Here is a 15,129-nt window from a genome sequence, read left to right on the forward strand (position 1 = left end):
ACATGTTAACGTTAAACTTTAGCCGTTTTTTTGATGTTGAGGTGTCGTCATGACATCAGTAACGGTAGCAAAATTTGGTGGAACAAGTGTCGCTGATTATCAAGCAATGCTTCGTTGTGCTCATATCATAAAAAACAATCCAGACAATAAACTGGTTGTTGTCTCTGCAAGCGCAGGTGTCACAAACTATTTAGTGCGTTTATCACAGCCAAACGTACCTGTTGCTGAACAAAATGAAATCATCACGAACATAGGCAATATCCAATATAATATTACTCAGCACCTTGATGTACATGATGATCTAAACCAAAAAATTTCTGTTTTACTAGAAGAGCTTGCTGCTTATGCCAGTGCAAATGCGTTAAACCATAGTGCGCGTATTTCCGATGCAATTTTATCATTTGGTGAACAAATGAGCTCAAGAATTTTTGCGCAAGTATTACAATCAGTAGGTTTACCCGGGCAGTATTTTGATGTTCGTCAAGTAATGAAAACGAATGACTTGTACGGAAAAGCGGTGGTAAATCTTGAAAAATTGAAAGCCAACGTTTCAACTTTTTTAGCCCCTAAGCTTGAGTCAAGTGTACTGGTTACTCAAGGATTTATTGGTCAAAATGATGCAGGTTACACAACAACGCTTGGAAGAGGTGGCTCTGATTATAGTGCTGCCTTGCTAGCAGAAGCACTTGAAGCTGATAATCTTGCCATTTGGACAGACGTTGAGGGTATTTTTACCACGGATCCGCGGATCACGGATCAAGCGAGATCTATTAAGGAAATTAGCTTTGGCGAAGCGGCGGAAATGGCAACCTTCGGTGCTAAAATTTTACATCCTGCTACCTTAATTCCTGCGATGCGTCAAAACATTCCGGTCTTTGTTGGTTCTAGCAAAGAACCCGAGAAAGGCGGAACACGCATACAGCAAACCGTCGCATCAAAACCTACCTATCGATCTATTGCCTTACGTCGTGAACAAACGCTTGTTACAGTGAAAAGCCCCGCTATGTTGCATGCCAGTGGCTTTTTAGCCAAAGTGTTTGCAGTATTAGCAAAGCATGAATTAAGTGTTGATTTGATCACTACCAGTGAAATTAGTGTTGCAATGACCTTTGATAATCCTACAGGTTCAACTCAAGCATTATTAAATTCAACGGTTGTTGAAGAGTTGGAACAATTATGTGAAGTGACCGTAGAACATGGTTTGTCATTAGTTGCCGTGGTAGGTAACAATATCCATCAAACAAATGGAGTTGGAACTGATATCTTTGAAGCATTATCTGGTGTTAATGTACGAATGATTTGCCAAGGCGCAAGTGAACATAACCTGTGTTTTCTGGTTGATGAACAGCAAGCTAACCTAGCGGTAGAGCAACTGCATAAGAACTTGTTCACTTTTGCATGATAAAATCAGCGCCGAGTTTTGCACGGCGCTGATTTTTTATAAGCGTTATGCACTTATTTCATAAGGCAGAGGATCTGTTGTTTTATTTTCGCTAAATGCTTCTAAACGTTCTTGGCAAGCGCCACATTTACCACAGGCTTTTTCTCGTCCGTTATAACAAGTCCATGTTTGGCTATAATCTAAACCCATTGATAATCCGTCGGTGAGAATATCTGTTTTTGTGACCGTTAAGTAAGGGCTATAAATTTCCACTGCTTCATAGTTTGCAATTTGACAGACATCATTCATTTTCTGTACAAACTCAGGACGGCAATCTGGATAGATTGCGTGGTCACCAGAGTGTGCACCGTAATAAACTTGGCTAGCCCCAACAGAAACGGCATAGCCAACGGCCATCGATAACAAAATCATATTGCGGTTAGGTACGACCGTTGACTTCATTGATTCTTCTTCGTAGTGGCCTTCTGGGATCTCAATATCATCGGTTAGTGAAGATCCCGCTAATAATTGGTTTATTGCCGATATATCAATTATTTTATGTTTAATGCCTAGTGTAGCGCAAACGCTTGCTGCGCAATCTAATTCTTTAACATGGCGTTGGCCATAATCAAACGATAGGGCAAATACTTGCTTACCATCATGAACCGCTTTATTTAATACAGTGAACGAATCCATGCCGCCAGAATAAATTACCACGACTTTGTTACTCATATTTTGTCTCACTAGGGTATAATAGAAATCTTGCGCATTTTACTTGAATTCGTTTAACCATTAAATAGGCAATCTGCAAAGCAATATGAGTGTTACGTATAAAATTAATGAATTATTTGAAACTATCCAAGGTGAAGGCAGTTTTACTGGCCAACCTTCTATTTTTTTGAGGTTGCAAGGGTGTCCTGTTGGCTGCTCTTGGTGTGACACTAAGCATACGTGGGATATTGACGTTGTTGATCAGGTAGATGTTGACAATATGGTCAATAAACCACAAGAATCTGTCAGTTGGGCTAATTTAACAGAGCAAGAAATATTATCTGTTTTTAAAGAACAAGGTTTCAAAGCGCGTCATATTGTTATTACGGGCGGAGAGCCTTGTATGGTTGATTTAACGCCCCTATGTCATACATTAGAAGAGCAGGGGTTTTCAACACAAATTGAAACCTCTGGTACGTTTGAAATTAAAACGACTGATGCTTGTTGGGTCACTGTTTCACCTAAGATAAATATGAAAGGTGGCTATCCCGTGTTAAAAAGTGCACTGGAACGTGCTAATGAAATTAAACACCCTGTAGCAACAGAAGCGCACGTGGATGATTTAAAACTATTGTTAAAAAAGAATAATATCACTGATAAACCTGTGTATTTACAGCCGATTAGCCAAAAAAAACGCGCTACTGAATTAGCCATTCAAACTTGCATCGAAAATAACTGGCGCTTATCCATTCAAGTGCATAAATATATTGGAATTGAATAAGCAATTTTTAAAGCTTAATCAATAATAGGTAATTCAATAGTTATCGTAACACCTGCGGGGTTGTGATGATCACTAGCTTTTATAGTTCCTTGATGAAATTCACAAATTAGCCTGGCGATATATAGCCCTAGTCCTAAGTGTGGGCGCTTATCTTGCTCTGGTTCTTGACGATTTTCACGAATAGATACCATAGAATCAAATAATCGCTCAGCCATTGCTTGAGGAAGATGTTCACCATTATTGCTGACATAAAGGTAAAATTTTTGTTGTTTAATTGCGGTGCTAACGGTGATCTGCTGATCGATACTAAACTCAACCGCATTTGAAAACACTTTATCGAGCAATTGTGCAATATGTTCCGGTGAACCATTGATGTTGGCTGAATCAATAGTATTGTGAAAATTAATGTCATGTTGAGTATAAATTTGTTGATAGCCTTGTAAGCAGCCTTCTAATACTTTGATGATGTCGAACGTAGTATAGTCTGTGTTTTTCAGCATTTGCGCTAAGTTTGTCGCTTCACTCATGTTGGTTAAGATCAAATTCAATCGGGTTAAACCGCCTTGTGCTCTTTCTACCGTTGTTGTTGTTGTTTCGGGTAATGGTTGCAGAGATAAATTCTCCAGTGATGTTCTCACGATCGCAATGGGTGTGCGCAATTCATGTGAAAGCCTAGATGACATGTTTTCAAGGTATTGATTGTATTGGTTTAATCGGCTAACCGCGGTTGAAAAACTGCGAGATAGGTCACCAATTTCGTCATTCGTTGTTGCAGCAGGCACTAAGGTTTTAATGCGCCCATGTTCGTCGATGGCTTGTTCCGCTTGATTTCTTAATGATCTGATACGATTCGTAATTCTGCTAGCAAAAAAGAAAAACGCTAAAATACCAAATAGCATGATGGCTAAAATGCTGGTAAATAGTTTTTCTAATGCTTGATTTCGAACCGTTCGAATACCATTATTAGTTTCTTCTACAATAACCGCACCTTTTACTTGATTGTTAATATAAATAGGGTGAGCTGCTGTTAATATGACAGCTTTTTTATCTGCCGATAATCGCCATTGGCTTTCTGGAGTGCCAAGTAGCGCAGATTCGATATGTTCGCCAGTGAGGTTTTGTGCATCATATAATTGGTCGACAAAATATTTAGGGGGTTGTGTCAGCAGTGTTTCAAATAAAGGAGTAAGCCACTTACTTATTTTGCTGTGCCATTCATTTTGGTCAGCTATCCCTGACGTTTTGTGCCAAAGGCCTTCTGCATTGGTTATATCACCAGCACGGGCAAGCACGCGATTATGTTGATCAACTACCCAAATACTTGACTGAGTATAACGCATGCCTTTAACAATACGCTCTATTTCTGGAGAGGGAACTAAGATGGTTCCTAGCGTGTCGGCACTGGTAGTATCAGCACTTGCAATCGTTGTTATTGTTTCACTAAAGGGTTGATCAACATCATGAACAGCAAAGGCTAGTGTGTCGCTAATATTATCTAATGGAATACGTAATTCTATATTGTAGCCTTGATTAGTGTTTAGCCATTTTCCTTGAATGAATGGCGCACGGCTTGGGTATTTCTCATTGGCTTTTAAATGAAAAGCATCTAACCATCCTGCGCTTTTATTACTGATCACATAACGTTGAAATTCACCGTTGGGGCTAATAAAAGCAAGCTCAACGCGATCGTTTAGTAATACACTAATCGCATTTTGATTGCGGAAAACGACCGTATCATCAACAACACTTAAATAAAAATAAAGGTATTTATCGTATTTTCCAACCGCTGCAGTGTAATTTAACGAAAGATTATTCTCTTTGCTTTGATCATACAGTACATTACTAGCCCCATAATAATGAGCTTTATTTAGGTAATCAGGCCAATCAAAATGCTGACCATCTAAATTGATGGGTTGTGATAAAGGGTAGCTATATAAGTCTTTGCCTTTTTCTACGCTGGGTAAAAAACTTGCTTGGTTATTAAAAAGATTCGGTCGTTCGTGTAATGCTGTTGCTAGCGCACGAGCTGTACCTAAAATGGTTTGCTCTTGGCCAAAACGTAAATATTTTTCCATTTCCCATACGTACTGATAACCAAACCAAGGAATCGTTACCAAAAAGCTTGATAGCAATAATAACTTGCTGCGTAAACCAAAACGTATTGCCATTAGTTGCTCACTGATGGTTTAGGTTCATTCCAACGATAACCCATACCGTAAACCGTTTCTATACAGTCAAAGTGAACATCAATTTGCATAAATTTTTTGCGAATACGCTTTATATGAGAGGTGATAGTACTATCGTCGACAAATATTTTAGAATCTTGCATCAGTTGTTGCCGATTTTTAACATGTCCTGGGGTTTTTACTAATGCGTGTACCATCCAAAATTCAGTGATAGTTAAATCAACATAACTATCTTGCCACTTTACGGTCATGCGTTGGCTATCTATTGTTAACTGACCAATCAATAAAAGGTGATCTTCTTTGGTGGGTTTATTTTGTACTTCTAATCGTCGAAAAATCGCTGCGATGCGTGCTGTTAAATGGGGTAAACTAATATCTTTTGTTAAATAATCATCAGCACCAATCCGTAACCCTGATACGGTATCAACATCGTTATCTCTGGCGGTTAAAAAGATAATAGGCAATGTTTCAGAAATGCTGCGAAGCCATTGGCATAGGGTAAAACCACCATCGTATTCTTGTTCTAATCCGATATCTAAAATAACAAGTTGTGGTAGTTTTATGTTAAATGCTTGAGTAGCGGTAGTTCTATTGGCATACGTTTGTACTTGGTAGCCTTGTGCTCTTAATACTTCTGCGTAATTTTCACGAATTGCCGCTTCATCTTCAACAATAGCTATATGCTTCAATATTGGCATCTCATCTAGTTCTTAATGTGTGCACTATATAAAACTTTTTCGGTAAAATCGCGAAAAATTGTTAATTGCCATATTGTTGCCACATTTGATCGTCACATTGCCATGTTAGCTACGCTTAATTGCCTGATTCTTTTGGTTAAATAACTTCTATCGAAAAGATACTTAATGACCCAAAACAGGAAATGCTAATGAAAACTCACAACACAGTAAAAAAGAATGCAGTCATCGCTTTAACACTTGGTGCTTTAATTGTTCCACAATCGTTTGCTGCTGAATCTAATGATGAAGTGAAATTATTAACTCATGAAGAAGAAAAACAAAATGTACATATTGGCTTTGGTTCAGGTGCTGTAATTGGCGCTATTGTGGCAGGGCCATTGGGTGCAATCGTTTCAAGTGCTGTTGGCGCTTTTGCAGCAAAGCATTATAACGCAAATGAACAGCGTGAGGGCTTAACGGTGAAATTGAACCAAACACAATCAAATTACCAACAGGCAATGAAAAACTATCAACAAAAATTGCAAGTAGCTGAGCAAGAGTATCAACAAGAGCTGATGGCAATGCAACAGCAGCAGCATAATGCTTCGCAACTTCAAGCGGAAAATTTATTAATGAGTATTCAATTCTCCACAGGTGAAAGCGCGTTAAAACCGCATTATAAAAGTCAAATTGATGCATTAGCGAAATTATTAGCAATGTCTCCGACAATTAAAGTGGATTTATCTGGTTATACAGACTTACAAGGCAGCGAAGCGCGTAACAAAGCACTGTCAATTGCTCGCGTAAATGCGGTGAAAAAAGCATTGATAGATCGAGGGATCGCAGCAGATAGAATTAATTTATTTGCTTTTGGTGAGCAAGCGCCTGTGGTAGCCAGTAATGAAAACCAGGTGAGTTTTTATGACCGCCGTGTAGTTATCAAGCTTCAACACTCAAACGATTCAAACACTAGCATTAAAACGGTCAGTAATTAAAGGAGGTGTAATGACAGTTTGATCAAGCCTAAACCAGAGTGCAATGCTCTGGTTTTTTTACTTGCTTGTGTTACGTTAATAAATTCAAAATCAAACGTAATGTGATAAGCAAATGATCAAATGTAATGTCTGTGGTGTTTTGAGTTGGGTAATAATTTGCTTAAGTGGCGGAGCATATAGCCATGATGTTTATGAACAGCATCAAAGCAAAAAACAATTTGTTATTGATAAGCATAAGATAGACAATCAAACCATCATTACTTATTTGGGTAATGAAGCGCTATTTATCGAATCAGGCAATGAGAAAATACTATTTGATCCATTCTTTAGTCATGACTTTGGTATTTATCAGCAAGTGCCAGAACATTTAATAACGGCAATTATGCAAAACAAGCCTCCTTTTGACGATATTAGCGCAATCTTTATAAGTCATGCGCATCGAGATCATTTTGACGCAGACATGATGATAAAGTATCTAGCTACTAACACAAATGTTTCACTTTTTGCTGCTAAGCAGGCGATAAAACACATTGAACAGCGAACTAATCAAACAGCAAATATTGAAGCTAAACAACTGCATTCTATTGATTTAACGCTTAACAGTAACCCATGGACATATAACGGAAAATATTTAACGGTTGATGCGGTGAGGATCCCACATGCTGGTTGGCCGGCAAGGGCAGATGTAGAAAACTTAGTGTTCAGAGTGACGTTTAATAATGGTAAAACCATTATGCATATGGGAGATGCAGACCCTGATATCCAACATTATATACCGTACAAATCACATTGGTCTAAAACACGTGTGAATGTGAACTTCCCACCTTATTGGTTTTTTATGTCTGCTCAAGGGCGAGATATTTTGTTTAATGTATTAAATGCTGATAAGCATATAGGCATTCATGTACCTAAAACCCCTCCGAAACGACTTGACGAATACACAAAAGATTATTTTTTAATTCCCAAGAGTAAGCATGTTATAAAGTAGCGACTATACTCACTAAACACACGGAAGTTACGGGGGCCGCAAGAATGCGATGTTTTTATACATTGTTAATCATGGTTTTATTCCTTTGCCAACCTAGTGCTACTGCAGAGCAAAAATCAATGAAAATTAGCGTTGTTAATGATTCACCTGTTGTGCTTTGGTATAAGAATTATGTAGAGCATGCTTATAACCATTTAGATTTTCGCATTACTTTTATGCAATTACCTCCAGGAAGAGGGGCGATTGAAGCCAATAAAGGCAATATTGATGCATTAACAATACGTACTTCTTTAGTAGAGCATGCTATCCCTGAATTTATTCGTGTACCTATTGTTTTAGCCACAGGTAAATTAATGTTATTTTGCCAAATTGATGTTGTCTGTGATCCATCTATTGTTAATCAAAAAAGAAAAACTATAGGTACAGTCGCTGGAGTAAATGTTACTAAAGTCTTTATGGCTGATAAAAAAGCGAATATTTATGAAATTGCCTCAGCGGGAAAAGTAGCTGAAATGTTTTCGCGTAAACGCCTTGATTATATATTAACAATTACATCAGATGACTTCGGGAGTTATGTTGACCTGCCTGAAAAACAATATCAAACAGCTGAGTTAATAACTATTGAAGGCTATCATTATTTACATAAAAGACATCAAGCGTTGATGCCCGACATAGAGAAAGCATTAGCCTTAGCTATTGAAGATATAGGGCCGTATCCAAAAGGGTCGATCAACAGACCCTAGCTATTCAATAATTAACCTCGTTTATAAGGCGGCAAGGCATTGAGTAGATCTTGCCCATAGCGTTTAGTTTTTAACCGCTTGTCTAAAATGGTAATAATACCCGTGTCTTTTTCATTCCTTAATAACCGGCCTGTCGCTTGTATTAACTTTTTGCTGGCTTCAGGGACACTAATCGACATAAAAGGATTCCCGCCTTTCGCGCTAACATATTCAGCGTGAGCTTCTTCTACCGGGCTTGTTGGTACAGAAAAGGGGAGTTTGGTGATAATTAAGTTTGTAAGATATTTACCCGGCAGATCAAGCCCTTCTGAGAAGCTTTGTGTGCCAAAAACAATGCTGCTTTTATTGCTGTTACAGTACTTTTTGTGACTATCAATGATGTGTTGTCTTGATTGCTCGCCTTGAACCAAAATAGACAATTTATTTTTTTCACGCAGTGCTTTAGCGACAGTTTCCATCTGCCAGTAAGATGAGAATAACACTAACGTTGCCATATCTTGGGCAATCAGTTCTGGTAGCCTTCGAATTAATTCATCGGTAAAGCGTTCATCACTTGGCTCGTATTCAGTATCAATTATTTTCAATTGTGCGCACTGTTGATAATCAAAAGGCGAGTCCACCTTTTGATACTGGGTACCATCAGTATTACTTAGGCCTACTTGTCGGCGGAAATGATCAAATGAATTTAACGCCATTATGGTTGCAGAGCAAAGTACAGCTCCTTCACATTTAGACCATAACTTATCTTCCAAGGTAAAGCCTACTTCAATGGGGGATGCTGCTAATAAGTAATCAAGTTTTTTATGTTCAGTTAATTCACACCAACGAGCAACCGGTGCTGCTTTCTCACTATCAACTTTTGCATACATAGCCCATAAGGCATGAAAGTTTTCTAGTCGCTGACTTAAAAAACCATACTCTGATAATAGAGGTTCGGCTAAATAACTTGCTACTTCACCGTCTTTTACCGCTTCCATTAACAGAAAATATAATTTATTCGCGTGGTTTAAACATTTTTTACTAAGCTCTTCTAAATCTTCTGCGGGTTGCTTTATAGCCTTAGGCAGCACACCATGTTCAAAACGATAAACGGTATTGTCTTTGTCTGTAGAAAACTTAGTACGCTTATTAGGCACAAAATAGATGCTTTTGTTAGCATCAATGAAGGTAAGAACTTTTTGTAAATCAGTGAGGAGATCTGTGCAGTCATCTGCTAGTTTTAATGACGGTGAAATAGCACTTTGCGACTTGATTAGCTTTGCCATTTTATCCGCTAACTCTTTAAGTTTATCTAGCCATTCTGTTGCACCTTTTAAGGCAATTGCAGCACTGGCGTGATCACGGGTTATTTTCGGTAGGTGGTGCGCTTCGTCAATAATATAATAAGTATCTTCTGGATCAGGTAAAATTTTACCACCACCCATTTCAAGATCTGCCAAGAGCAAACTGTGGTTAATCACTAACACATCGCTGTTATCCATGGTTTCTCGTGCTTTATGAAACGGACAATGCGTATGATCAGCTACATTTCTTAAACAGCTGTATTTATCAGACTGAATAAGTTGCCAAATATGATGCGGAATAGGATCTGTCCATGAATCTCTATCACCTTGCCAGTGATTTTCCATTAAAGCTTTATGCAATTGTTTTAAAAGTGTTATGTCACGCTCAGAGGGTTTTTCAGCGAAGGTAAAACCGGGCTGTGGGGTGTCTTGCGCGCTTACTGCTGCAGTTAATTTTTGTCGGCATACATAGCGCTGTCGACCTTTTACCAGTGTGAATGAAAAATCAATGCCGCTATGTTGCTTTAAAAAAGGTAAGTCTTTCTCCACTAGTTGTTCTTGCAATGCGACGGTTGCTGTTGAAATACATATTTTTTTGTCTTTCGCTTTAGCCAGTGGAATAGCGCCTAAGGAATACGCAAGTGATTTACCTGTACCAGTACCTGCTTCTATCGCGATTATTTTACGATCTTTGCTGTATTCTCCTGCAAGCGTTTTTGCTATTTCTGCAATTAAAAAGGTTTGTTGTTTTCTAGGATTGAAGTTCTCTAGGTGTTCACCGAATGCTTTGTAAGCTGTTCGTATTGCTTGTTTTATATTATCGGAAAGCATAGAAAGCTTTAACTCCCTGAGACGGTTTATTCTAGCGTCAATTTAATTTACAATGCTGTATATATTACCAGTTCGCTGGTGCGATTGATAACACTTTAAGGATTTTATTTGCTGCAATCGTGTAAAACTATTAAAGGCTTTATTTTGACGAGGCAGGCTTACGACAGTCAAGCAGGTATCGTTTTATCTTACTGGATAAAAAGCAAAGATGGCGTTAGTTGTATCAATATTTATGATGAACAGGCGTTATTTTTTATCGAAAATGAAAACGTTGATAAGTCTCTTGCTCTGCTAAAAGCGGCTGCAATAACGGTTAATAAAATTACTCCGTTAACATTAAAAACCTTTCAACAGCAACAAGTCACGGGGTTCTATTTTAATTCAATGCAGCACTTTTATCGTGCCCGTGAAGTGCTATTAAATCATGATATTAAACGTTATGAAGATGATATTAGGCCAGATGAACGGTATTTGATGGAACGCTTTATTACCGCCAATGTAGAGTTTATATGTCAATCATCAATTGATGAACAGTTAGGTAGTCCTCCTGTATTTACTGGTGTTAAAGCGAGGTCTTTAGTTGAAGGTAAATTACGTTTTCCTGTGTCGTTTTCAGTTGTTTCATTAGATATTGAATGCACGCTAAAAGGTGAATTATTTTCTATAGGTCTTTATTTAGAGTCTGATCAGCAAGAATCAGTGAAAACAGTACTGATGATCGGTGAAAATACTGGTTGTTACTCTAATAAACTCTCTACAGATGAAGCGAGTCATATCTACCCGCAGATTGTCTGGTGCGCAAATGAAAAGGCGTTACTTCAAGCACTTATCCGTTGGTTTCATGAATATGATCCCGATATTGTTATTGGTTGGAATGTTATTAACTTTGATTTTCAAATTTTACAACAACGATTCGACTTATATCGATTAACGTTTTCAATTGGACGAGATGGTAAACAACCACGATGGAGGAAAAATCGCGCAAGTGAGCAGCTTTTTATTGATATTAATGGTCGTGTGATCATAGACGGAATCGATTTACTAAGAACGGCAACGTATTCTTTTAGTAGCTTTTCATTAGATTCCGTGGCAACAGAGTTACTCGGTGTTGGAAAAAAAGTTGAAGATGTTGAAAATCGAGTGGCTGAAATCATTGATAATTTTCATCATGATAAATTAGCCTTAGCAGCCTACAACATGCAAGATTGTGCACTAGTGTTGCAGATATTTGAACATACTGACTTGTTATCGTTTGCTAAACTGCGTGCTGAATTAACTGGCTTATCAATTGACAGAATAGGGGGATCAGTTGCTGCATTTACCAACCTTTATTTGCCTAAGTTACATCGAGCTGGTTATATTGCACCTAATTTAGGCGACGGAATGAAAGGGTTAGTGTCGCCGGGTGGCTTTGTGATGAATTCAATACCTGGACTGTATAAAAACGTATTGGTCCTCGATTTTAAAAGTTTGTATCCCAGTATTATTCGTACCTTTAACATTGATCCCATGGGGATGGTGGAAGGATTACTCGATATTGACCATAGTATAGAAGGTTTTGACGGTGCATATTTTTCCCGAGATAAACACTTTCTGCCCGATATTATTGAAGAATTATGGTCTGAACGTGACAAAGCAAAAGCTGAACATAATGATGCGCTTTCACAAGCGATCAAAATTATTATGAATTCCTTTTACGGTATATTAGGTTCAACCGGTTGTCGATTTTTTGACCCTCGACTCGCAAGTTCTATTACGAAACGTGGTCATGAATTACTAAAAACGACGAAACGTTGGATTGAACAGAGAGGGTTTCAAGTTATATATGGTGATACAGACTCTATTTTTGTCAGTGTACCTGATGATCTTGATCAAGCTGCTTGCAAAGTAAAAGGAGATGAACTTGCTGATTTGATTAATCAACGTTGGCAAGAAGAGCTAACTCGTAAATACAAGATTACCAGCCAATTAGAAATTGAATTTGAAACCCATTTTATTAAATTTTTTATGCCTACGATTAGAGGACAAGAAGTTGGCACTAAAAAGCGATATGCCGGCATTGTAAATAAAAAAGGTACTGAAAGTATTATTTTTAAAGGGTTAGAAAGTGTACGCTCTGACTGGACTCCCCTTGCTAAACAGTTTCAAAAGTCGTTGTATAGTAAAGTGTTTAATGATGAACCCGTTATCGATTATGTTCGCAGTATTGTGCAACAAACCTTAAAAGGTGAGCTGGATCATCTATTGGTATATCGTAAACGTATTCGTCGAAAACTACACTTGTATGTCAAAAATGTGCCACCGCATATAAAAGCGGCACGTGCAGCCGATGAGATAAATAGTCAACAGGGTAGAGCGCTACGATTTCAAAATAAAGGTTGGGTTGAATATGTATTAACCACATCGGGGCCACAAGTTGTTGGCTACGTAAATGCACCAATGGATTATCAGTTGTATATTGATCGTCAATTAGCTGCTGTTGCTGATGCTATTTTGCCGTTTATCGGAGAATCTTTCGATCAAATAGTGGCTCCTCAGCAATCGCTATTTTGAATGTATAACTTTTACCATAGATTGCTAATGATTAACTAATAACAGAACTAACTGAAAAATAACGTGCGTTTCAGTTAAATTACCAGTATGTTGTGTTTAGATGGCTAGATAGCTATAAAGAAAAGTGAGTAATATGAAGAAACAGACCAAAATTATTAATGCGGGTCGAAGCAGTAAATGGACGCGTGGTGTAGTAAACCCACCCGTTGAGCGTGCTTCTACGGTAGTATTTGATTCAGTAAAGCAGATGAAGCAAGCCGCGGCTAATCGCGGTAATCAAACGTTATTCTACGGACGCCGAGGCACATCAACAGCGTTTGCTTTTCAAGATGCGATGATTGAGCTTGAAGGTGGAGCAGGTTGTGCACTTTATCCTTCGGGAACCGCGGCAATCACTAATGCTATACTTGCCTTTGTTTCAGCAGGTGACCACATTTTAATGGTTGATACTACGTATGAACCTACTCGTGACTTTTGTGAAAACGTATTAGCAAAGTTTGGTGTTGAAACAACCTATTATGATCCGTTAATTGGCGCTGGCATTGAATCACTTATAAAAGAAAATACTCGCTTAATATTCTTGGAATCACCTGGTTCAATCACTATGGAAATTCAAGACGTACCAAGTATTGCAAAAGTGGCTCATCAACATGATTGTATTGTTATGCTTGATAATACATGGTCTGCTGGCATATTTTTTGACCCATTTGCCCATGGTGTTGATATTTCTGTTCAAGCGGCTACCAAATATATTGTTGGTCACTCTGATGTGATGCTAGGCACTGCGGTAGCCAGTGAAGAATTTTGGCCTAAATTGCGTGAAAACAGTTATTTAATGGGGCAATGTACTTCGCCTGATGATTTATATTTAGCCTTACGGGGTATACGCACCTTAGGTGTTAGGTTAAAGCAACACCAAGAGAATGCATTAAAAGTAGCCCATTGGTTAGCTGCTCGTGAAGAAGTTGAGACGGTATTACACCCATCGTTTGAATCATGCCCTGGTCATGAATTCTTTAAACGTGATTTTACCGGTTCGAATGGTTTATTTTCATTTGTTTTAAACATTGGAGATACTGCCGCCATGAATGAGTTTTTAGATGGGATGCACCATTTTAAAATGGGCTTTTCATGGGGAGGATTTGAAAGCTTAATTCTAGCGAATAATGTTGAACGACTAAGAACAGCAACCAAAGTAGCCTATCAAAAACCTATTATTCGGCTGCATATTGGCTTAGAAGATCCTGATGATTTAATTGAAGATCTTGCCAACGGCTTTGAACGTTTAGCTGCATCGCTTAACGAGCGATAACGTTAAGGTAAGCATTTCACTTTAGATTATTAAAGAAAAATACAAAAAAAGGCCAAGTCATGACTTGGCCTTAATATTTCATCTTATCCCAACGTTTATATTAATATATTTAACGTTAGCGATTGTAAATCTATTATTTAGAAAGCAGACGTGTCTGCGAATAAACCTACTTTCAAATCTTTAGCAGTGTAAATTTCTTTACCATCAACAGAAACACTTCCGTCAGCAATACCCATAAAGAGTTTGCGTTTAATAACGCGCTTTAGGTTAATTTTATAAGTGACTTTTTTAGCGGTAGGTAATATTTGACCGGTAAACTTCACTTCACCGACACCTAAAGCACGACCACGACCAGGACCACCTGACCAAGCAAGATGAAAACCAACAAGCTGCCACATTGCATCTAAACCTAAACAACCAGGCATTACAGGGTCACCTTTAAAGTGACAATCAAAAAACCAAAGGTCAGGAGTAATATCAAGTTCTGCGATGATTTCACCTTTACCGTACAAACCACCTTCATCTGTGATTAATTTGATACGATCCATCATTAACATGTTATCAGCAGGTAATTTACTATTCCCTTCACCGAAAAAGTCTGTTGTACCCGCTAAAACGAGCTCTTCTTTAGTATATGAGTTTTGTTGTGCCATTAGCTTTTCAATGTGTTGGTCTAAATTTCAAAGGC

At 38.2% G+C, this 15,129-nt stretch carries 11 protein-coding genes and 1 pseudogene; 7 read left to right on the plus strand and 5 right to left on the minus strand.

Annotated elements, in window-relative coordinates:
• The first annotated feature begins 49 nt into the window (after nt 1-49).
• Nucleotides 50-1,402, plus strand: a complete 1,353-nt coding sequence (gene lysC, locus QUE72_RS08515) for a lysine-sensitive aspartokinase 3 (protein ID WP_286272756.1) — start codon at nt 50-52, stop codon at nt 1,400-1,402.
• A gap of 45 nt (nt 1,403-1,447) precedes the next feature.
• On the opposite strand, the pseudogene queC reads toward lysC, so the two are convergent.
• Nucleotides 1,448-2,131, minus strand: a pseudogene (gene queC, locus QUE72_RS08520) (7-cyano-7-deazaguanine synthase QueC); the annotation flags it as partial.
• A 67-nt stretch (nt 2,132-2,198) separates the two neighbouring features.
• On the opposite strand from queC, the gene queE reads away from it, so the two are divergent.
• Nucleotides 2,199-2,873 (plus strand): 7-carboxy-7-deazaguanine synthase QueE, encoded by a 675-nt coding sequence (queE, locus tag QUE72_RS08525; RefSeq protein ID WP_286272757.1) that lies wholly within the window; start codon nt 2,199-2,201, stop codon nt 2,871-2,873.
• Between the two features lie 14 nt (nt 2,874-2,887).
• Here the strand turns inward: queE and pdsS are convergent, their stop codons facing one another.
• Nucleotides 2,888-5,041, minus strand: a complete 2,154-nt coding sequence (gene pdsS, locus QUE72_RS08530) for a proteobacterial dedicated sortase system histidine kinase (RefSeq protein ID WP_286272759.1) — start codon at nt 5,039-5,041, stop codon at nt 2,888-2,890.
• Nucleotides 5,041-5,748: a proteobacterial dedicated sortase system response regulator gene (gene pdsR / locus QUE72_RS08535; RefSeq protein WP_074498102.1), complete on the minus strand. Its 708-nt coding sequence runs from the start codon at nt 5,746-5,748 to the stop codon at nt 5,041-5,043. The genes pdsS and pdsR overlap by 1 nt, the downstream gene beginning before the upstream one ends.
• Before the next feature lie 197 nt (nt 5,749-5,945).
• Between pdsR and pdsO the strand changes: the two genes are divergently transcribed.
• From pdsO to QUE72_RS08550, 3 genes are all read left to right on the plus strand, one after another.
• Entirely contained in the window at nt 5,946-6,731 is a 786-nt protein-coding gene (gene pdsO / locus QUE72_RS08540; RefSeq protein WP_074498064.1) for a sortase-associated OmpA-like protein PdsO, read from the plus strand.
• 112 nt (nt 6,732-6,843) lie between these two features.
• On the plus strand, nt 6,844-7,719 hold the full coding sequence (locus QUE72_RS08545; protein ID WP_286272761.1) for an MBL fold metallo-hydrolase: 876 nt from the start codon (nt 6,844-6,846) through the stop codon (nt 7,717-7,719).
• Nucleotides 7,720-7,838: 119 nt separating this feature from the next.
• The gene (locus QUE72_RS08550; protein ID WP_286272762.1) at nt 7,839-8,462 is read left to right on the plus strand and encodes a hypothetical protein; all 624 of its coding nucleotides are present in this window, start codon (nt 7,839-7,841) and stop codon (nt 8,460-8,462) included.
• 11 nt (nt 8,463-8,473) lie between these two features.
• On the opposite strand, the gene dinG is transcribed toward QUE72_RS08550, so the two are convergent.
• Nucleotides 8,474-10,576 (minus strand): ATP-dependent DNA helicase DinG, encoded by a 2,103-nt coding sequence (gene dinG / locus QUE72_RS08555; RefSeq protein WP_286272763.1) that lies wholly within the window; start codon nt 10,574-10,576, stop codon nt 8,474-8,476.
• A gap of 108 nt (nt 10,577-10,684) precedes the next feature.
• Here dinG and QUE72_RS08560 point away from each other — a divergent pair, with 108 nt between their 5' ends.
• Nucleotides 10,685-13,129, plus strand: a complete 2,445-nt coding sequence (locus tag QUE72_RS08560) for a DNA polymerase II (RefSeq protein WP_286272765.1) — start codon at nt 10,685-10,687, stop codon at nt 13,127-13,129.
• Between the two features lie 133 nt (nt 13,130-13,262).
• Complete coding sequence (locus tag QUE72_RS08565) at nt 13,263-14,441, plus strand: cystathionine beta-lyase (RefSeq protein ID WP_074498055.1); 1,179 nt, start codon at nt 13,263-13,265, stop codon at nt 14,439-14,441.
• 137 nt (nt 14,442-14,578) lie between these two features.
• Here QUE72_RS08565 and fabA read toward each other — a convergent pair whose 3' ends face one another.
• Nucleotides 14,579-15,094, minus strand: a complete 516-nt coding sequence (gene fabA, locus QUE72_RS08570) for a bifunctional 3-hydroxydecanoyl-ACP dehydratase/trans-2-decenoyl-ACP isomerase (protein WP_074498053.1) — start codon at nt 15,092-15,094, stop codon at nt 14,579-14,581.
• Between the last annotated feature and the right edge of the window lie 35 nt (nt 15,095-15,129).

The sequence above is a fragment of the Thalassotalea hakodatensis genome (genome assembly GCF_030295995.1).
Taxonomy (GTDB): domain Bacteria; phylum Pseudomonadota; class Gammaproteobacteria; order Enterobacterales; family Alteromonadaceae; genus Thalassotalea_C; species Thalassotalea_C hakodatensis.

What these genes read in the sequence shown, in the direction of transcription:
- queE (WP_286272757.1), top strand. Translation starts at nt 2,199, where the DNA reads ATGAGTGTTACGTATAAAATTAATGAATTATTTGAAACTATCCAAGGT.
- pdsO (WP_074498064.1), top strand. Translation starts at nt 5,946, where the DNA reads ATGAAAACTCACAACACAGTAAAAAAGAATGCAGTCATCGCTTTAACA.
- lysC (WP_286272756.1), top strand. Translation starts at nt 50, where the DNA reads ATGACATCAGTAACGGTAGCAAAATTTGGTGGAACAAGTGTCGCTGAT.
- dinG (WP_286272763.1), bottom strand. Translation starts at nt 10,576, where the DNA reads ATGCTTTCCGATAATATAAAACAAGCAATACGAACAGCTTACAAAGCA.
- QUE72_RS08545 (WP_286272761.1), top strand. Translation starts at nt 6,844, where the DNA reads ATGATCAAATGTAATGTCTGTGGTGTTTTGAGTTGGGTAATAATTTGC.
- QUE72_RS08550 (WP_286272762.1), top strand. Translation starts at nt 7,839, where the DNA reads ATGAAAATTAGCGTTGTTAATGATTCACCTGTTGTGCTTTGGTATAAG.
- pdsS (WP_286272759.1), bottom strand. Translation starts at nt 5,041, where the DNA reads ATGGCAATACGTTTTGGTTTACGCAGCAAGTTATTATTGCTATCAAGC.
- fabA (WP_074498053.1), bottom strand. Translation starts at nt 15,094, where the DNA reads ATGGCACAACAAAACTCATATACTAAAGAAGAGCTCGTTTTAGCGGGT.
- QUE72_RS08565 (WP_074498055.1), top strand. Translation starts at nt 13,263, where the DNA reads ATGAAGAAACAGACCAAAATTATTAATGCGGGTCGAAGCAGTAAATGG.